Here is a 20629-nt window from a genome sequence, read left to right as displayed (position 1 = left end):
CTTTATGATCAACGCGTAGCCCTTACTGCCAGCCGTAACGACGCACGAACCAGCCTTTCACGCACTGGGTCAGCACCATGTAGCCCGCCAGAATCGCGATCAGCCACGGGAAGTAGCTCAGCGGCAGCGCCTGCAGTTGCAGGAATCCGGCCACCGGCGAGTAGATCAGCGCGATACCGGTGATCACCACCATCAGCGTCATGATGCACAGCGGCCAGGAGGCGCGGCTCTGAATAAACGGCACTTTGCGTGTGCGGATCATGTGCACGATCAGCGTCTGCGACAGCAATCCTTCGATGAACCAGCCGGACTGGAACAACGTCTGCGCTTCAACAGTATTGGCTTTAAACACCCACCACATCAGGCTGAAGGTCAGGATATCGAATACGGAACTGATCGGCCCGAAGAACACCATAAAACGGCCGATATCTCCGGCATTCCAGCGCTGCGGTTTCGCCAGTTGTTCTTCATCGACGTTATCAAACGGGATCGCCACCTGAGACACATCGTAAATCAGGTTCTGAATGAGCAGATGCAGCGGCAACATCGGCAGGAACGGCAGGAAGGCGCTGGCGACTAACACGCTGAATACGTTACCGAAGTTGGAACTGGCGGTCATTTTAATGTATTTCAACATGTTGGCGAACGTTCTGCGCCCTTCCGTCACGCCCTGCTCCAGCACCATCAGGCTTTTTTCCAGCAAAATGATATCAGCCGCTTCTTTGGCGATATCCACCGCCGAATCCACGGAAATACCGATATCCGCCGCACGCAGCGCCGGAGCATCGTTAATACCGTCGCCCATAAATCCGACCACATGCCCTTCATCGCGCAGAACGCGCACAATGCGTTCTTTGTGCATTGGCGTCAGTTTGGCAAACACCGTGGTTTCCCTGGCCACATGCAGAAGCTGCACATCATCAAGCGCGTCAATGTCACTGCCGATGACCACTTTATCAGCCTGTAATCCGACATCCTTGCAAACTTTACGCGCCACCAGCGGATTATCGCCGGTGAGGATTTTCACCGTCACGCCTTTGCGTTGCAGTGCGTCCAGCGCGGGCGCGGTGCTCTCTTTTGGCGGATCGAGGAATGCGATGTAACCGGCCAGAATCAGGCTGGACTCATCGGTCACGCCATAGCCTTGCGTACGCGATGGCATCACTTTATGCGCCACCGCCACCACGCGCAGGCCCTGCTGATTGAGATCGTCAGTGATACGGCGGATGCGCGCCAGCAACACATCGGTCAGCGGCACAATCTCACCGTTGAGCTGCACCAGCGTACAAATCGACAGCATTTCTTCCAGTGCGCCTTTGCAGATCAGGCGATGATTCTGGTCATTTTCTGCGACGACAACAGACATCCGCCGGCGATCGAAATCGAACGGGATCTCATCCACTTTCAGTGAACTATGCCCCGGATGCGGATCGCCCGCATCCAGCACCGCCACATCCAGCAAGTTTTTCAAACCGGTCTGGTAATGGCTGTTCAGCCATGCCAGATGCAGTACCTCGTCACTGGTCACGCCGAGCACGTCAGTGTGGCGCTCGAGCACGATTTTATCCTGCGTCAGCGTGCCGGTTTTATCGGTGCAAAGGATATCCATTGCACCGAAGTTCTGGATCGCATCCAGGCGTTTGACGATCACTTTCTGGCGTGACAGTTTTACCGCGCCTTTCGCCAGCGTTGACGTGACAATCATCGGCAGCATTTCCGGCGTCAGCCCGACCGCCACCGAGAGCGCAAACAGTGCGGCTTCCCACCAGTCACCTTTGGTGTAGCCGTTGATCAGCAGCACTACTGGCGTCATCACCATCATAAAGCGGATCAGCAGCCAGCTGACTTTGCTAATCCCCGCCTGAAATGCGTTCGGTTGTGTATCTTCCTGCACCACGCGTTCGGCAAGCTGACCGAACCAGGTTTTGCCGCCGGTGGCAATCACCATCGCAATCGCTGTGCCACTCACCACGTTGGTGCCCATAAAGCACAGGGTGCTCAGTTCAAGCGGATCAGCGGCAATCGGTTTTTTCTCACAGGCATGTTTTTCCACCGGCAGGGATTCCCCGGTGAGCGCCGCCTGGCTGATAAACAAATCCTTAGCAGACAGAATACGCAGATCAGCCGGGATCATATCGCCCGCAGAAAGCTTGATCAGATCCCCCGGCACCAGCTGGCTGATCGGGATCTCCACCGTTTCGTGCCGTCCGGTTTGCGCGTCACTGCGCAGCACGGTCGCGGTGTTGCTGACCATTGCTTTCAGCGCATCGGCGGCTTTATTGGAACGCGCTTCCTGGATGAAATGCATGAAAGTAGAAATAAACACCATCGCACCAATCACCAGCGCTGCCGTTAAATCGTCGGTGGCGTAAGATACCAGACCGAGTACGGTCAGCAGCAGGTTGAACGGATTGCGGTAGCAATGCCACAGATGCAGCCACCACGGCGACGGTTGCTGATCGCCGGTCTGATTCAGGCCGGAAACTTCGCGGATCGCATCGGCTTCGTGCGCAGTCAGCCCTTCCGGATGGCTGGCAAATTGCAGATACAACTGGTCTTCGGTAGCGCGGGCACAGGCCTGACAATGCGCAGACATAGCAGCAGGGATCGCCTGCGCCGCGCGGACAGACACGTTTTCCAGCATCGGATCGCGGCGGACTAAACGGCGCGGTAAATTACGGCTGAGCGCAGTGAACAGCCGGGAAGTGAAATTTTTGAACATCATTCGCACCTTTGTTGCGCCCACGGCGAAGCCGCCATGAGCATGGCAAAAGGGTTATTAAAAACAGGGCGAACGAAAAAACGTGCGCCACTGCCTGCCAGGTAAAGTCACGGCAAGCAGCAGCAAAAATGCGGGTGCTTACCGGATCACAACGGACCTACAGAATTGGGGTCGGGTTCCATGGGTTTTCACCTCCGGTAAGGAACGGTTTGGAAATTCATACGCATCGGGTATAAAAATCCGTTAGGGTAACGTCACGGGATGACGCGCACATCATCTCCGGCGAGCGCAGTATACGCCGGTTAACTACAACCAAATTTAAACCTGACCTTTATTCACCTTAAAACATGACCCAGCAAAATCGCCTGACCATTAATGATATTGCCCGCCTGAGCGGCGTCGGAAAATCCACGGTTTCCCGCGTTTTAAATAACGAAGGCAACGTCAGCCCGCAAACCCGTGAACGCGTATTACAGGTGATTGAGCAACAGCACTTCAGCCCGTCGAAATCAGCGCGGGCAATGCGCGGCTTCAGCGATAAAATTGTGGCAATCATCGTGTCGCGCCTCGATTCCCCTTCGGAAAACCTGGCAGTACGTGCCATGTTGCCGCTGTTTTATCAGCAGGGATTCGACCCGATTGTGCTGGAAAGTCAGTTCAGCGCAGAGCGCGTTAAAGAGCATTTGCAGGTACTGAAACAGCGCAATATCGACGGCGTGGTGCTGTTTGGTTTTACCGGACTTTCAGCACAAATGCTGATGCCATGGCAGGACAAAATGGTGATGCTGGCGCGCGAAGTACCGGGGCTGTCTTCGGTGTGTTATGACGATGCGGGCGCGGTGCAGCTGCTGATGCAAAAGTTGCTGGCGCAAAACATCCGGAAGATTGGCTTTATCGGTGTTTCGCCACAAGACACCACCACCGGTCAGCGTCGCAGCGCGGCCTTCCGGGCTTTCTGTAAAGAGCACGGCCTGACACCGCACATTGCACTGGGCGCACTGACTTATCAGAGCGGCTTCGATCTGATTCCCCAGTTGCTGGAAAATGACATTCAGGCAGTGGTATGCGCGTCCGACACCATCGCCATCGGCGCACAAAAATACCTGCAACAACAGCAAATCCGTGGCGTACAGGTGTGCGGGATAGGTAACAACCCTTTGCTGCATTTCCTCTTCCCTGAATCGTATTCCGTGGAACTCGGCTATGGCGCGGGCGGTGAAGCGGCGGCAAAACAATTGCTGGCGCAGCTCAGCGATGGCGCACATGTGCGGCAGCTGATTATCCCCGGAAAGCTCGCTTTCTGATCCGACGTTATACAGAAACTTTGTGATCGTCCCGGCAAAACCGGGAACGTTCCCAGACAAATTCCCACCGCCTTCGCTATGCTTGAACCGTACCCTACACACTCACGCAAAACACAGGCCACTTCCCATGAGCAAAGTTAAGCAACAGGATGTTGATCAGCTGATCGCCCTCGTTGGCGGCAGCGACAATATCGCGATGGTGACGCATTGCATTACACGTCTTCGTTTTGTCCTCAATGATCCGTCTAAAGCCGATCCGAAAGGCCTCGAAGCCCTGCCAATGGTTAAAGGCTGCTTCACCAATGCCGGGCAGTTCCAGGTGGTGATCGGGCCGGAAGTGGACGATTACTATAAAGTCCTGCTCGCCAGTACCGGTAAAAGTCAGGCAGGTAAAGAGCAGGCAAAAATCGCCGCCCGCCAGAACATGAGCTGGTTCGAACGCAGTATTTCTCACTTCGCCGAAATTTTCTTCCCGCTGTTGCCCGCGCTAATCAGTGGCGGTCTGATCCTCGGTTTCCGCAACGTTATCGGTGAAATTCCGATAAGCGACGGCCAGACGCTGGCGCAGATGCACCCGCTGTGGCAATCCATTTACGACTTCCTGTGGCTGCTTGGCGAAGCCGTGTTTATGTTCCTGCCGGTGGCGGTTTGCTGGTCGACGGTCAGAAAAATGGGCGGCACCGAGATCCTCGGCATCGTGCTCGGCATCACGCTGGTATCACCGCAACTGATGAACTCCTATAACCTCGGCCAGCAGATCCCTGATGTATGGAATTTTGGCTGGTTCACCATCGAAAAAGTCGGTTATCAGGCGCAGGTTATTCCTTCCGTTCTCGCAGGCATGGCGTTAGCCATCATCGAAAGTGGCCTGAAACGTATCGTGCCTAATTACCTGTACCTGGTGATTGTGCCGGTCAGCTCACTGCTGATTGCGGTATTCCTGGCGCACACGCTGATCGGGCCGTTTGGCCGCATGGTAGGTGACGGCGTGGCATTCGCGGTGAAATTCATCATGACCGGCAGCCTTGCACCGATCGGTGCCGCGCTGTTTGGTTTCCTCTATGCACCGCTGGTGATCACCGGCGTGCATCAGACCACCCTCGCCATCGACATGCAGATGGTGCAAAACACCGGCGGAACCCCGGTATGGCCGCTGATCGCCCTGTCCAATATTGCACAGGCGGCCGCCGTGGTGGGCGTGATTATCGTCAGCCGCAAACATAATGAACGCGAGATTTCCGTGCCCGCAGCGATATCCGCCTTCCTCGGCGTGACCGAACCGGCCATGTACGGGATCAACCTGAAATACCGCTTCCCGATGCTCTGCGCGATGATTGGCTCAGCCGGTGCCGGTCTGATTTGCGGGCTGTTCCACGTTACGGCCAACGGTATCGGTGTCGGCGGCTTGCCGGGCATTTTGTCTATCAAGCTGCAGTTCTGGAGTATTTACGCCATGGCGATGCTGGTGGCGATTGTGGTGCCGATTATCCTGACCGTGCTGGTTTACCAGCGTAAAGCCCGCCGTGGTGAACTGGCTGTGGTGTAAGACCTTCAAGAAGGAAAAAGGAATGAACAGCGAATTGCCGTGGTGGAAAAACGGCGTGATTTACCAGATTTACCCCAAGAGTTTTCAGGACACCACGGGCAGCGGTACCGGTGATATCAACGGCATCACACAGCGTCTGGATTACCTGAAAACGCTGGGCGTTGATGCCCTGTGGCTGACACCGATGTATCTGTCACCCCAGATTGATAATGGTTACGACGTCGCCGACTATTGTGAGATTGACCCGGCTTACGGCACGCTGGAGGATTTCGAGCGGCTGACTGCACAGGCGCATCAGCGCGGGATCCGCATCGTGATGGATATGGTGTTTAATCACACCTCGACGCATCACGAATGGTTCCGGCAGTCGCAGGATCCGGGCAGCCCGTTCCGGCCTTTTTATCTCTGGCGTGACGGTGCAGCCGAAGGCGGGCCGCCGAATAACTGGCGCTCCAAATTCGGTGGCGGTGCCTGGCAGTGGCATGAAACCAGCGGTCAGTATTATCTGCATCTGTTCGCGGCCGAGCAGGCGGATCTCAATTGGGAGTATCCGCCTGTTCGCGAGGCGCTCAAAAAAGTCTGCCAGTTCTGGGCAGATAAGGGCGTCGACGGGCTGCGGCTGGATGTTATCAATCTGGTGTCGAAACAGCAGGATTTCCCGTCCGATGACGCAGGCGATGGGCGGCGTTTTTACACCGACGGACCACGTATTCATGCATTCTTACAGGAGTTCAGCCGTGACGTATTTCAGCCACTCGGGCTGATGACGGTCGGCGAAATGTCTTCAACGAAGCTGGAACATTGCCGCCGCTACGCTGCCAATGACGGCAGTGAACTGTCGATGACCTTTAACTTCCATCATCTGAAAGTAGATTACCCGAACGGCGAAAAATGGACTGATGCGCCGCCTGATTTCGTACACCTCAAGCAGATTTTTCGCGAGTGGCAGCAAGGAATGCACGGGCACGCATGGAATGCGTTGTTCTGGTGTAATCACGATCAGCCGCGCATTGTGTCGCGTTTTGGTGATGAAGGCGCGCTGCGCAACACCTCGGCAAAAATGCTGGCGATGGTATTGCACGGCTTACAAGGCACGCCGTACATCTATCAGGGGGAGGAAATCGGCATGACCAATCCCGGCTTTAAACATCTTGAGCAATATCGCGATGTGGAAAGCCTGAATATGTTTGCTGAGCTGAAAACGGACGGACGCAATACTGAAGAATTGCTGCGCATCCTGGCACGGAAATCGCGGGATAACTCACGTACACCGATGCAGTGGACTGCCGGCGAACAGGCGGGATTTACCACCGGCACACCGTGGATTTCCGTCAGCCATAACGCGCAGAGTATTAATGCTGAGCAGGCACTGGCGGATAACGATTCCGTATTTTATCTGTATCAGCAACTGATCCGATTGCGCAAATCGCTGCCGGTGCTGACGGACGGTGATTATGAGGATTTACTGCCTGAACATCCGCAACTCTGGTGTTATACCCGCACGGCGAACGGAAAAACCCTGAGTGTGATGGCGAACCTGAGCGCACAGGAGCAGACGCTTGCGTTACCGGTATTTTGCGGCGAACAGGTGTTAAGTAATTACGCCACACCGGCGGTTTGCGACGTACTTCGTCCCTACGAATGTCGCTGGCAACTCGCCGGATAATCTGAAATTTCTGTTCTGCCGGGTCAGTCACATTCGTGTCTGGCCCGTTTATTTTTAATGCATCTCCTTATAAAACAATCCGCAAAATTCAGGCCAGAACTGACAGTTGGTCATCAATTCCTCCGCCAAAAAAATTCTTTGTTTCAGGTCAATAAAACGAGAATTATCACTCGCATGAATGCTACATATAGTGTGTATAGTACACACCCAACCCAATATATAGCGGTTTTCCGCAAATACCCCACAACCGGCCTGTAAGCCTTGTGGGGCGCGGGTTCCGCCCAATAGGAGTGTCATTGTGAAGGCAGACAGACTGGAAACCCTACCCGCAAAACCGACTACAATGCAGCCCATCGTGATTAAGCGGGATGGTTGTCAGGTCCCTTTCGATGAAGTTCTGATCAAACAAGCAGTGCAACGCGCTGCTGCTGCTGCCGGTATCGACAGAGTGGATTATTGCGCGCAGGTTGCCCGCGTGGTGGCGGAAAGTCTGCAAGATCAGGCTCGTGTAGATATCCACGAGATTCAGGATGCGGTCGAAAATCAGTTAATGGCAGGTCCGCATAAAAAGCTGGCACGCGCTTATATCGAATACCGCCATGACCGCGATGTGAAACGTGAAATGCGTGGCCGCCTGAATCAGGAAATCCGCGGTCTGGTTGAACAAAGCAATATGGCGCTGCTTAATGAAAACGCCAATAAAGACAGTAAAGTCATCCCGACCCAGCGCGATTTACTGGCCGGGATCGTGGCAAAACATTATGCCAAACAGCATATTTTACCGCGTGATGTCGTGCTGGCGCATGAACGTGGCGAGCTCCATTATCATGATCTCGATTATTCGCCGTTTTTCCCGATGTTTAACTGCATGCTTATCGATCTGAAAGGCATGCTGAATCATGGTTTCAAAATGGGCAATGCAGAAATTGACACGCCAAAGTCAATTTCAACGGCCACCGCCGTCACCGCGCAGATTATTGCACAGGTCGCCAGCCACATTTATGGCGGCACCACCATTAACCGCATCGACGAAGTGCTGGCACCGTTTGTGACTGCCAGCTTCAATAAACATCGCCAGACCGCCGAAGAATGGCAGATTGCCGATGCCGAAGCGTTCGCCCGTAACCGGACTGAGAAAGAGTGCTATGACGCGTTCCAGTCGCTGGAATATGAAGTCAATACGCTGCATACCGCCAACGGTCAGACGCCGTTCGTCACCTTCGGTTTCGGTCTCGGAACCTCGTGGGAATCACGTCTGATCCAGCAATCTATTTTACGTAACCGTATTGCCGGTCTGGGCAAAAACCGCAAAACTGCCGTATTTCCGAAACTGGTGTTTGCGATCCGCGACGGCCTGAACCATAAAGCCGGTGATGCCAACTACGACATCAAGCAACTGGCACTGGAATGTGCCAGCAAACGCATGTATCCGGACATCCTCAATTACGATCAGGTGGTGAAAGTCACCGGATCCTTCAAAACCCCGATGGGCTGCCGCAGCTTCCTGGGTGTGTATGAAGAAAATGGCGAGATGATCCACGAGGGCCGCAATAATATCGGCGTGATCAGCCTGAACCTGCCGCGTATCGCGCTGGAAGCGAAACGCGACGAGGCGGCGTTCTGGACACTGCTTGACGAGCGTTTGCTGCTGGCGAAGAAAGCGCTGATGACCCGCATTGCACGTCTGGAAGGCATCAAAGCCCGGGTTGCGCCGATCCTGTACATGGAAGGCGCCTGTGGCGTGCGCCTGAAAGCCGACGACGATATTTCCGGCATTTTCAAAAATGGCCGGGCCTCGATTTCGCTCGGATACATTGGCGTGCATGAAACCATTAACGCGCTGTTCGGCGATCAAACCCACGTGTTCGATGACAGCCAGTTACGCGAAAAGGCCGTGGCGATTGTGGCCCGTCTGCAGGCGGCAACCGAAAGCTGGAAAGAGGAAACCGGCTACGGCTTCAGCCTTTACAGCACGCCGAGCGAAAATCTCTGTGACCGTTTCTGTCGTCTGGACAAAGCCGAATTCGGGCTGGTTGCTGGCGTTACCGACAAAGGTTACTACACCAACAGCTTCCATCTGGACGTCGAAAAGAAGGTCAATCCTTATGAAAAACTCGATTTCGAAGCGCCGTATCCGCCACTGAGCAACGGCGGTTTCATCTGCTATGGCGAATATCCTAACCTGCAACATAATCTGAAAGCGCTGGAAGACGTGTGGGATTATAGTTATACCCGCGTGCCTTATTACGGCACCAATACGCCGATCGATGAGTGCTACGACTGCGGTTATACCGGCGAATTCGAGTGCACCAGCAAAGGCTTCACTTGCCCGAAATGCGGCAACCATGAACCTTCCCGTGTCTCCGTCACCCGCCGCGTCTGCGGATATCTCGGCAGCCCGGATGCCCGTCCGTTTAACGCCGGCAAGCAGGAGGAAGTGAAGCGCCGGATTAAACATTTGGGTAATGGTGAGTTGGGTTAACGTGATGAATTTTCATCAGTATTACCCTGTCGATGTCGTGAACGGGCCCGGAACGCGCTGTGTGCTGTTCGTGTCCGGCTGTGTCCATGAATGCCGCGGGTGCTATAACAAAAGTACCTGGCGGCTGGATTCCGGCAAGCCGTTTACGCAGGCAGACGAAGACCGCATCATTACCGATCTGCAAAATACGGTGATCCCGCGTCAGGGTCTCACCCTTTCCGGCGGTGACCCGCTGCATCCGCAAAATCTCTCTGCAGTGCGCCAGTTGTTGTTGCGCGTACAGGCGGAGTGTCCGGACAAAGATGTGTGGATGTGGACGGGCTATAGGCGGTGTGAACTGACCGCTGAACAACAGGACGTTGTGGCGCTGATTAATGTACTGGTCGACGGGAAATTTGTGCAGGAACTCAAAGACCCGTCACTTATCTGGCGCGGCAGCAGCAATCAGGTGATTCATTATCTGAGGTGATTATTAAGGCACTGCTTTTCGGCGGTGCCTTCTCTTTTTGTCGCATCATTTTATTCCTTAAGCTTCATCGCTCTCCCCTCTCCTTTTGGCATCCCCCGATCGAAGTATTTGCCAGACGACAGATGAAAAAAAGTGCGCCTCATAGGAGACGCACTTCAGGGCTAATGGAGATTACTGTTTTATTACTTACGCGTTCTTCGTACCCCGCTGGTTGATTGGGGTATTACTCTCAGACCATTCAGTTTCCTGATAAGTATGCTCAGAAGCCATAACATGTTCAGGCATCAGTGATTGCCAGTTAGCAGCACCGTCTGGCAGTTGTACATCCTTACGGACTGGCTGGCCTTCATAATCCGTCCCGTTATTTTTATTGCCGTCACGCGGTGGATCATTTGGCGTGATGTTATTACTGTTAGACCCCGGGCTCAGTACAACAGGATCTGGCGTGGTGACAGTCCATTTCTTACCATTATACTCGCTTGGATCGGCCTTTTTAACGTCTGGCGTACTTTCAGTTGCCGGCGTTTTGGTCGATGTATCACGTGCTTTAGTGGAGCCGCTTTTTGGCAGACCCTCGAACTGCGATCCGTTTTTACCCGGACCCGATTTCGGTGGTTCAATCCAGGTCGTGTTGCCGGTTGCAGACCCTGGCGTTAAGACAACACGATCAGGCGTTTTAACTTCCCACTTCTTGCCATTGTATTCGCTTGGACGTGGTTTTGGCGTATCAGTGTCATCCGCAGGTTTCGGCTGTGGCGTTTTGTCGTCAGCATCCGGTTTCGGCTGTGGCGTAATATCGTCAGCATCCGGTTTCGGCTGTGGCGTATTATCGTCAGCATCCGGTTTCGGCTGTGGCGTATTATCGTCAGCATCCGGTTTCGGCTGTGGCGTAATATCGTCAGCATCCGGTTTCACTGGCGTAGTGTCATCACCCGTTTTCTGCGTCTCACTTTCATCCGGTTTCGGAGTCGGCGTTGGTTCAGGCGTTGGTTCCGGCGTTGGTTCCGGTGTTGGTTCCGGTGTTGGTTCCGGTTCCGGTGTTGGTTCCGGTTTCGGCTGTGGCGTCGGTTCCGGTGTCGGCTCCGGCGTTGGTTCCGGTTTCGGCTGTGGCGTCGGCTCCGGTGTTGGTTCCGGTTTCGGCTGTGGCGTCGGCTCCGGCGTTGGTTCCGGTTTCGGCTGCGGCGCTGGCTCCGGTTTCGGTGTCGGACGCGGAGTAACGCCATCAGTGGTATCAGCTGGCTTCGGTTTCACCGTATTCGGCGTATCCACATCATAGCTACCCGTCTTACTCGGACTCCAGCTAACGGTGGCAGCAATATCACTGCCCCATTCTTTCTCGTCTTTGACGACGTCAGAGATTTTCGTACCGTCAGTGTTGAGGTTGCCATTAATCTGGGCAGCCTTCGTATCACCCACATCGATCGTTGAATGCTGATTTTCCTGATAGTGGATCTCATCCGTGGTTTGCGCGTATATATTAACGCTCGGCCCCGTCTTCGTCATACCGCCGCCGCCGCCGCCATACGCACCATCTTGTTCAGTAGTATCAACAAGATCCTGCGCATTAATATTACCTGCAACATTGACTGTGCCGGTATGGTCATCAGAGATCAACTGACCGCCGGTCATATTCATATCACCACCGGTTTCCACCTTCAGCTCACCTGAAGTATGGATACCTGACTGTTTATTCGTCGTCGCGCTGTCAAGGAAATCAGACCCCCCGCCGGCATTCACAGATGCAGTAGGAATAGGGATGGTTCCCGTCTGTGATGTGAACGCAGCCCCGATAGAAGCACCTGCATGCCAGCTTGAAGAATCATTGTCGACAGTATCCTGAACGGAAACAATGTTCATATTCCCTGCGGCTTTCACATCAGCAGTTTTTGCCGTGACATCCGCACCGATCAAATTAACGTCTTTGCCACTGGTAATGGAAATATTGTCTGCCGCAATCGTTGTGTTGGTGTAACTCTTAGAACTGTTGTTCGTATGATTATTGCCGCCAGAGGCATCCAGTGAAACCCCGGCACCTGCAGAATCATAGTCAACCGCTGCACCGGCAGTGATGCCAATGCTGAAGTTCATGCCATCTTCGGTATAAGAGGTGGTTTGTTCAGCAGCGCGCATGTTGACATCGCCACCCGCATCAATCGCCACATCCTTGGCTTTCATATCAACCCCATTGAGCGTGGTATCGCCTTTGGTTTTGATATTGACTTTACCGGCATCAATATGCGTAATATTTTCACTGGTCGAACTTGCTGAACCAGACGATTTACTATAATCAACACCCCATGTGGTATTGAGTGAAGCATAATCATTGAAGATTAAGTTGGTTACATCACCCGCCACCTGAGCACTTGTGGTTAAGGCATCAAAACCCACGTCCGGATCATTGATTGCATTGGCGATCATATTGGCATTTTTATCCGCGACATCCAGGAAGACACTGGACGTCGTTGATGTTACCCCCACAGAAAGCGCTTCATGACTGAACGTTTCCTCGTGAGTATCAACATATTTGGTGGTCTTAAGTTCATCCGCCGTAATGTTTAACTCATCAGCGACTTTAAAATCGCCCCCCCCAATATCAACAGTTTTCGCCTCAATATTCAGATCGTCGCCGAAATTGAAAGAAGCATTCTGGTTTGTCTTGGTATCAGACGTCGACTCATCTGTGGATGAACGGAAGCCCACGAAGACTTCTGTTGCCGGAGCGACCGCAGATTTACCTGGGTTTTTCGCCCCACCATTATCTGAACCATAATCAAATTCATACTCGCCCTGTGACGTACTGCCACTGCCGCCATCACGCGCGCTATATTCACCTGACGCGGAATAACCCACTGCATTAGCATTCCCGGTGAGCGTAAACTCACGAGCTTCAACCACAGATTCTGTATGTTCATAATCCTGTGTTGCTTGTATATCAACCTCGCCCGCCGCAGTGATGTTGCCTGAAGTACCGGAATATTCCCCGCCTTTCATCACAACATCTTCGGCAGAGTCGATATTTAATTTCCCACCGGCAGTCACTTTGCTTTCAATAGCGGTTGCCGTCGTGGTTTCAGTTTCAGTATGGGTAAAGTTAAAGGCGTTCTTTTTATCCAAATCATTCGTGTATTCAGCCGATATTTCATGCATCTCATTGAAGGTAATATCGCCTTCAGTGGACGTCATATTAATATCATTGCCTGCTTCAATGGTGGCCGCATTAGACGTGATATCTTTGGCTTTCATATTAATGTCGCCGCCCGCAGAAATGGCGTCATCATAAGTATGAACCTGCTGCTTACCTTCTTCATCACGACCCACGCTGGCGGTAATTTCAATGCTGCCATTTTCAGCAGACATACTAATATCATCGCCCGCTTTAATATAAGCACCATCGTTGTTAATAGACCCGTCAGTTGTGGTCAGATCAACATCATTACCGGCAGAAATACCGCCACTGGCTCCGTTACTCGTATTATTAATGTCCCCTTCTGAAGTAATGTTGACATCATTACCTGCGGAAATGATGGCATTATTATTATTCACCTGGGTTGCATCAATATTGACGTCACCTTCAGCATGAATAACCGCAGAACCGGAGGATTCTTTGGCACCGGTAGACATTGCGTCAAGGGTAGCGTTAGACAGATAGACAAAGGGTACTAATACTTGTTCACCATCAATGGTTTGGTTTACAAACCAAACGATATCTTTATCCAGCTTACCGCGCTGTTCTTCGGTCAGTGGTTCACCCACGACCAGACCGAGATCTTCCGTATGGGTAGTCGATTGTGGTGTATCTCCCCCCTCCGGGTTAAGCGTTTGACCTGACAGAATATCAGACGTTTCATTTTCTACCTGGACACCATTGTTGACCACATAGTTGGCGTTATCCATTAACATCTGAACCATGTCAACGCCATCGACACCATCACGCACCGCGAAATAGGAGCCAACAGAATCATTAACCTGGCGACGGATCAGTTCCGAGATGTAATAGTTATCACCAATAACATATACCGGCTCATCAGGTACATAACCGACCTGTTCAAAGAAATAATCAGAACCATAGTATTGGCTCTGGTCGATCATATCAAAACGCGTTTCGAAGACAGGCGTAACAGTATTTGATGGACCATCCTTGAGTGAAGGTTCACCGGTATTACGCTGGTTCCATTCTGGTGAATAAGGGAACATCGCCGGCATTTTACTCATCGCATCAATGGTGCTCATTGGCGAAATACCGGCGCGATATTCTTCAATATCTTTAAGGTTAATCAGAACCTCGGTGCTGCCACCAATCGGGGTGATTTCCTGATCCCCAACTTTTTCGACATTCACAGAATCCGACGTACCCGTTTCAATCGTAAAATCACCGATACCGTTATTCAGTTCCCCACCGTTATGGGTGAAAGTCCCCAACGTGACAATGCTGCCCTTATCATTAGGCAGGAAGTAAAATCCTTTTTCCTTCAGTGCTTCATCATCAGACTGAGTAATATTGTCCCAGTCCCCTCTTAACGTATTCAGATCTTTGGTAATCCAGCTCTCACCAAACATCATGGTCATCACAGTGTTAAGCTGCGGAGATGCGGTAGATTTGCTACCGCCACCCGCAGCCTTACGTAATGCCTTCAGGAAATCATCCTTATCCAGCGATTCACCGCCACCCTTTGAGCTTGGTTTACCGTCGCCAAATATCCAATCCATGAAAATATAAACTGAGTCAAATGTTGCATAACCTTCACCATCAGCAACGAGTTTCCAATAATATTCGATCTCTATCGGCTGTGCTAAAGGTTCAGTGATATATTCATACAGTGATGCTTCTGTATATTTAGGTTTATTGGTCAGATTACCCGTAATGGTCATATCGCCGACCGACTGGATCATACCGCCTTCGTTGAGTACCTCTAAAGGATTCTCAGCCGTATTTTCAAAAATACCGCGCTGATTGATGTCGATCTTACCGCCCGATGAAATCTCCGCTTTGGTTGTTACCGCAAGATCAGAGGATAATACCGGCAGATAAGTTTCTACTCTCCAGGAAACATAGGTTGCAGCTTTTACATAATCCTCAATAAAGCCTTCCCCCTCCTGAAGGGCACCTGTTTGCCAGCCACCGCCGCTGTATTCACTGAGGTTGCTCAGGCTTTGGGCATCCAGCGCCATATCACCTTCTGAGCGAATAATACCCGCATCATTGATGATATCGTGGGCGATAATACTCATATCGCCCACGCTCAGGACGTTACCGTATTTTTGATTGTGGAATGTACCTTCCCGTGCATCAATATTAACATCACCGAACGCCCAGATAAGGCTGCTCATGCCAGCAACAGGGTTGCCTTCACTATCCGTACCTGGCGCATTATAAGCATTGGTAATATTCTTACCTTTCAGCGTAATATCCTGGTTACTGACAATCGCAAAATAGTTAGTAATATCTTTCCCGGCGTCCAGAATAATATTACCCATACTTTCAAGGGAATCACGAACCTCAATATTCCCGTCAGAATGAATAGATAATTCCTGCGTGGTCAGAAGATCCCCCGCCGCCTCATTGAACACAAAATCTTTCTGCATATCCAGAGATAATTTATCATTACCTCGGACAGTACCATCCTGATTCACAAAATCATTTTTAATTCTAAGATCAGCGGTGCTGAAGCCTTCAATGTTACCCGAGGTATTATTCAGATCATTAACGTCTACAAGAACATTTGTTGCATTAATTTCGCTGTTATTCACCAAAGTATTTGCATGAATATCAATATTTCCGTCAGAAACCAGATTGGCATTAAATACGGTCGGGTTATCGTATTCATCAATGCCAGAGGACGATAAGTTTTCAAGTATATTCGTGATATTGAGAACAATATCACCATAACTTTGAATATTACCGGCCAGGTTCGTGAGATTAGCGGCATTGATAGTCAACGCATCTTCTGACTGGATGAGCGCCGCGTTATTGATCAGCGTACCAATGGAATTGAGCACTAATTCCAGACCCGCAGACAGGGTTGCGCTCTCGGTATTGGATAAGCTGGTGATATTCGCCATCGTCAGATTATCAAGCGCAGCAATCAGGGAAGATTCACCTGAGTTCAGCAACGTGAGCACATTCTCAATGGACAGATTGCTATTGGACTGGATAGTCCCCGCATTCTCCAGACTTTCTGCATTCGAGATATTCAGCGCAGTTTCACTGATTATCTGACCCGAAGCATCATTATGAATATTTTTTACAGTATCAATATTCATCACATCTTGTGAAATGAGAGAAGAACCCTCTGTATTTTCCAAAGAAGTGACAGAATTGATCAACAATGCCGCAGAGGCCTGAATGGTTGACACCGCAGTATTGAGTAAATTTTCAACATGGTTGATGTCCAGAATGCCACCGGAACTTATCAGACCATTCACGTTACTCACATCAGAGACGTTGCTTATAGTGACATCGCCATCAGACTGAAGAGACGATTTATTGTTATTCAGGGTATTAACATCAGTGATCTGAAGGTTACTGCTACCTTCAATAACGGAGTCTTGGGTGTTGTCGATATTTTGAACATGGCTTAATAATACAGAGTCAGCCTTAATCAGAGAATCATCATTAAAGATGTTATTAATGTTGGTAAGCTCAATAGCATTATTGGCAATGAGCGTCCCGTTCGCCGTGTTACTGATGGTATCAATATCACTTAAGCGAATATTACCGCCCTGTATCCAACCCGCCTCATTGAATACAGAAAGTTCATGATCAGTCAGGTTACTGTGAATTAACAGGTCCTGTTCGGCAATGATTTCTGCCGCTTCGCCACTATTTTTCAATTCTTTCGTTAACGCAAGATCAGCCACTGTACCTGCAGTGACTTGGCCGCTGTTATGCATTGAATCAGAATTGATATGCAGGGAACCACTGGTATCTATACTGCCATCATTGACAAAAATGGCACTTTTATCAGCCTGATTTTTCTGATTGATGGTGATATTTTTCGCAGCCATGCTGCCGTTGTTATTGGCTGTCGTACCATTAACATTAAGCTGAATATCGCCGTCAGTTGAACTCATCTTACCGCTGTTGATGAATGAGTCAGTTGTCGCATCAATGGTATTCTGCGCATACAAACCACCGGTATTTTCTAATGAGCCGGTATTAATCAACTGACTGTCAGTAAAGATAATCCCTTTATTTTTAAATGCGCGGGTATTGATGGTCAGTTTACCCGATGCGTTGATCATACCGTTGTTTTCGACCAACTCATCAATGTTTAATACCAATGCGCCTTTCTGAGCAACGATGCCCCCGTTATTATTTTTGGCAGATTTGGCATTGATGACAACATCACCACTATTACTCACAACCTGGGCATTGGAGGCAACGCTGGCCTCGATGACCTGGCCATTTCGGCGTACCACATAGTCGCCATTTTCCAGAGAAACCACCGCCCCTGGTATAGTCTGGCCGGACTGATCAACCGCATACAGCGAGCCGACGATCTGGTATTCATTCGCAACGTTGATCTGGATTGATGGCACGTTGACAGAGGCATTCTGACCATTTTTTGCCATTAATGTGGCGGCATTTTGCAGCATTGAACTGGCATCAATAATGATCCGGCCCTGCTGCGAGATAGCATCAGCACCAATATCTACATGGCCCAGCGCATTGATCATCAGATCCCATTGGCTGTCGATGCCACCTTGCCCCGCTGAGTTTTTCTGTATGCTGACATTATTACCGGCAAGCGCGACGCTACCCTGATCGCTTTTCAACCCGGATAACCGCAGATCACCGTTCGCCGAAATTTCGATGCTCTGATTGCCAATGATACTGCCCTCGTGACGTACACCTGCGCCACTTTCGGTACTGATCAGTTGGATACGGCCACCATACATTGAGCCTAATGCACTGCCGTCAATGGAAACTTCGGGACGGTCGCTGGCATTGGCATCACGGACAGTATGCGTACGGGTCTGAATGTCATAGTCATTCAGACCTGTTACCATTTTAATATCAGCCTGGCCGGCAATTTCACCTTCCAGTACGGCTGAACGGCTGATGATATCAAAGTAACCCAACCCTTCGGTTGAAATCCCTTGCCCCTCAATATTGATCGTCCCTTTCTCGACGCTCAGTTGGATGCGGCCATCAGCCTGCGGATTAATTTTACCCGTCGTTAAGGTCAGGTTATTGGCATTAACCGTTGATACACCATTAACGGAAATACCATTTTGGTTAGCAATAATGACATCGGCTTTTTTACCAAAAACTTCCATCGCACCATTGATCTGAGTTCCCTTTGTCCCGGTCACTTCAGAAATAATGGCATTTGCCTCATTATTCAACTGATCATTCTTAATAACAAAACCGCCGATCTTACTGGCACCATCGGTCGTGCTATTGTTAAAAATGACACCTTCCTGATTAACGTTAAATTCAGTAAATTTATTATGAGAAATACCGCTTGCATTGGGATCAACAATGTTAATAACGGGTGTGCCATTAGCACTTTGATTCATCGTGGGCGCGCTATGGTCACGACTATCAGGAATAATTGCCCCGGCATCGGCAAAGCTTGAAAAAATACCAGCCATTGCCAGGTATAGTGGCTTCAATTTTATCACTCTTTTTGAGTGACCTTTTTTACTATGATTATTCATAACATCCTCTGTTTTCATAGGTAATTATTGGTGTTTTTCATTAAAACGAAACTGACGCATTATAATAAATTGCTTCTTCTGACATTCCGGTATGTCTTAATGAGGTTGGTTCTGTTAGTGGGCGGCTGTACGTTAATGCACTATTGAAATGAGTGGCATTAAATTTCAAACCTATTGCCGCGCCGGTCATGTATTCTGCATGGCACAAGGAGATATCTTGGGAGCAATTATCTTTTACCGCAGCCAAATCATAACCGATGAAGGGTGAAATCTGATTGATGCCGTATTTGAAGATACTGATTGGGAATTTGAAAGTATTGGAAATATAGGCAGCACTGTTTACAGACATATAGCTATCTTTATATCCACGAACGGTATATTCATCGCCTACGCTCATATTTTCGTCGCTGACCAAAATATCATCTGTATACTGGAAACCAGAACCCAGTTCATACTCAACGCCAACACGCCCGGCCTGATACAGATTCTTTGACCAACTGAGCAAACCGTTGTATTTCACGGCATCGATGTCGAACCCCGTTAAATCAGGGTCGTTTTTCCAGGCAGCACCAAACCATGGCACACCAAAGGTCGTACTCAAATCAGCGTAAAGTGATCCATCAAACATCGTGCCGACCCGGGTTAACCCCAATGTCACATTCGAGAAACGCTTACTGCTCACATCAATTTGTGAGCCTTCGATGCGGTTGTTACTGTCATTAGTTTCTACTTTGGCATAAGCACTGGTTTTACCCTGTGCATTACGGAAAAGCATCCGGCTGACTTTCAGCGACAAACGATCGGATGAACCGTCGGAACCGTAACCACCGAAATCTCCCCCAATGGTTTTGTCATAACTTGAATGATAATACTGTGTATCAAATGCCCAATATCCCAACGGGATGCTGTAGTTCAGAGACCAGGACTTCTGATTATCATTATTATTATTCAGATCATTGAATGAAGTATAATAGTTAAGTACATCATTAAAGCCGACCAGATTATTCGCACTGAGGCTGGCAAAATATTGACTCCAGCCATCTCTTTCTGTGCCTGAGTTATTGGTCCCCAGGCTACCTGAAAACATCTGAACATCGCTGTTCTGTAAATCCAAGGTGGAATAGCCATTTTTATCTGACGGGACAATAATGAGTTTGCTGCCCCCGGAGACGCGCAGGAGGTTATCCAGCCCCTGGTCTACGTCAGACATATTCAGCACGTCATTTTTGGCAAACGGGATTGCACTGAACAGACGGGTCGATTGGCGAAAATTTGGGTTTTTCCCCTCAACGCTAAAACCATCAATTTTTCCCCACAACACTTTAAGTGTCAGAACGCCGCTTTTCAGGCTACTTTCCTGAATAGTCACGGTGGTGGTTGTGTAGCCTTTACCCACATAAAAATTAGTCAGGTCTTTAACGAGCGAAATAATCTCATATTGCCCCATTTTCTTATGATTATAGGCATCAATAATTTTCTGTCGCTGTGGAGAGTCATTAAACTCCTCATCACCCGACACAGTAATTTCATTAATATCAAATTTATACCCTGGCCCGGCTTTCGCAAAGCTATCAGGTAACTGTTCGCTATCCTTCTCAGCATTGATAATTTCTGCTTCGCGGCTTTTCTCCTGCTCAATATTCATTTGAGTCTGGCGACGTTCTAACTGGTCAAGTTCACGATTTGAGTTCATCGGCGTCAATACAGCGGCCTGCCCAGAAAGTGAAATCACAAGTAAACCAGCGCCCAACGCACCGTATTTCCTATACATTACAT

8 protein-coding genes are annotated in these 20629 nt (G+C 50.1%); 5 read left to right on the top strand and 3 right to left on the bottom strand.

What is annotated here, in order from left to right; translation table 11 throughout:
* Window positions 1-22: 22 nt before the first annotated feature.
* Complete coding sequence (gene mgtA, locus J1781_RS07175; protein WP_217233387.1) at window positions 23-2725, bottom strand: magnesium-translocating P-type ATPase; 2703 nt, start codon at window positions 2723-2725, stop codon at window positions 23-25.
* Window positions 2726-3069: 344 nt separating this feature from the next.
* Between mgtA and treR the strand changes: the two genes are divergently transcribed.
* From treR to nrdG, 5 genes are all read left to right on the top strand, one after another.
* Window positions 3070-4026 carry a trehalose operon repressor TreR gene (treR, locus tag J1781_RS07170; RefSeq protein ID WP_217233386.1) on the top strand — a complete coding sequence of 319 codons (957 nt, stop codon included), beginning with the start codon at window positions 3070-3072 and terminating at the stop codon, window positions 4024-4026.
* A 127-nt stretch (window positions 4027-4153) separates the two neighbouring features.
* Window positions 4154-5572, top strand: coding sequence for a PTS trehalose transporter subunit IIBC (gene treB, locus J1781_RS07165; RefSeq protein ID WP_129954403.1), 1419 nt, complete (start codon window positions 4154-4156; stop codon window positions 5570-5572).
* 22 nt (window positions 5573-5594) lie between these two features.
* Window positions 5595-7238 (top strand): alpha,alpha-phosphotrehalase, encoded by a 1644-nt coding sequence (treC, locus tag J1781_RS07160; RefSeq protein ID WP_217233385.1) that lies wholly within the window; start codon window positions 5595-5597, stop codon window positions 7236-7238.
* A gap of 343 nt (window positions 7239-7581) precedes the next feature.
* Window positions 7582-9720 carry an anaerobic ribonucleoside-triphosphate reductase gene (gene nrdD, locus J1781_RS07155; RefSeq protein ID WP_217233391.1) on the top strand — a complete coding sequence of 713 codons (2139 nt, stop codon included), beginning with the start codon at window positions 7582-7584 and terminating at the stop codon, window positions 9718-9720.
* A 4-nt stretch (window positions 9721-9724) separates the two neighbouring features.
* Complete coding sequence (gene nrdG, locus J1781_RS07150) at window positions 9725-10189, top strand: anaerobic ribonucleoside-triphosphate reductase-activating protein (RefSeq protein WP_217138261.1); 465 nt, start codon at window positions 9725-9727, stop codon at window positions 10187-10189.
* Between the two features lie 186 nt (window positions 10190-10375).
* Here nrdG and J1781_RS07145 read toward each other — a convergent pair whose 3' ends face one another.
* Both J1781_RS07145 and J1781_RS07140 read right to left on the bottom strand, forming a co-directional pair.
* Window positions 10376-18808: a two-partner secretion domain-containing protein gene (locus J1781_RS07145; protein WP_217233384.1), complete on the bottom strand. Its 8433-nt coding sequence runs from the start codon at window positions 18806-18808 to the stop codon at window positions 10376-10378.
* A gap of 85 nt (window positions 18809-18893) precedes the next feature.
* Window positions 18894-20624 carry a ShlB/FhaC/HecB family hemolysin secretion/activation protein gene (locus J1781_RS07140; protein WP_217233383.1) on the bottom strand — a complete coding sequence of 577 codons (1731 nt, stop codon included), beginning with the start codon at window positions 20622-20624 and terminating at the stop codon, window positions 18894-18896.
* Between the last annotated feature and the right edge of the window lie 5 nt (window positions 20625-20629).

Source organism: Rahnella perminowiae (genome assembly GCF_019049695.1).
GTDB classification, from domain to species: domain Bacteria; phylum Pseudomonadota; class Gammaproteobacteria; order Enterobacterales; family Enterobacteriaceae; genus Rahnella; species Rahnella perminowiae.
This window is presented reverse-complemented; position numbering and strand designations above follow the sequence as displayed.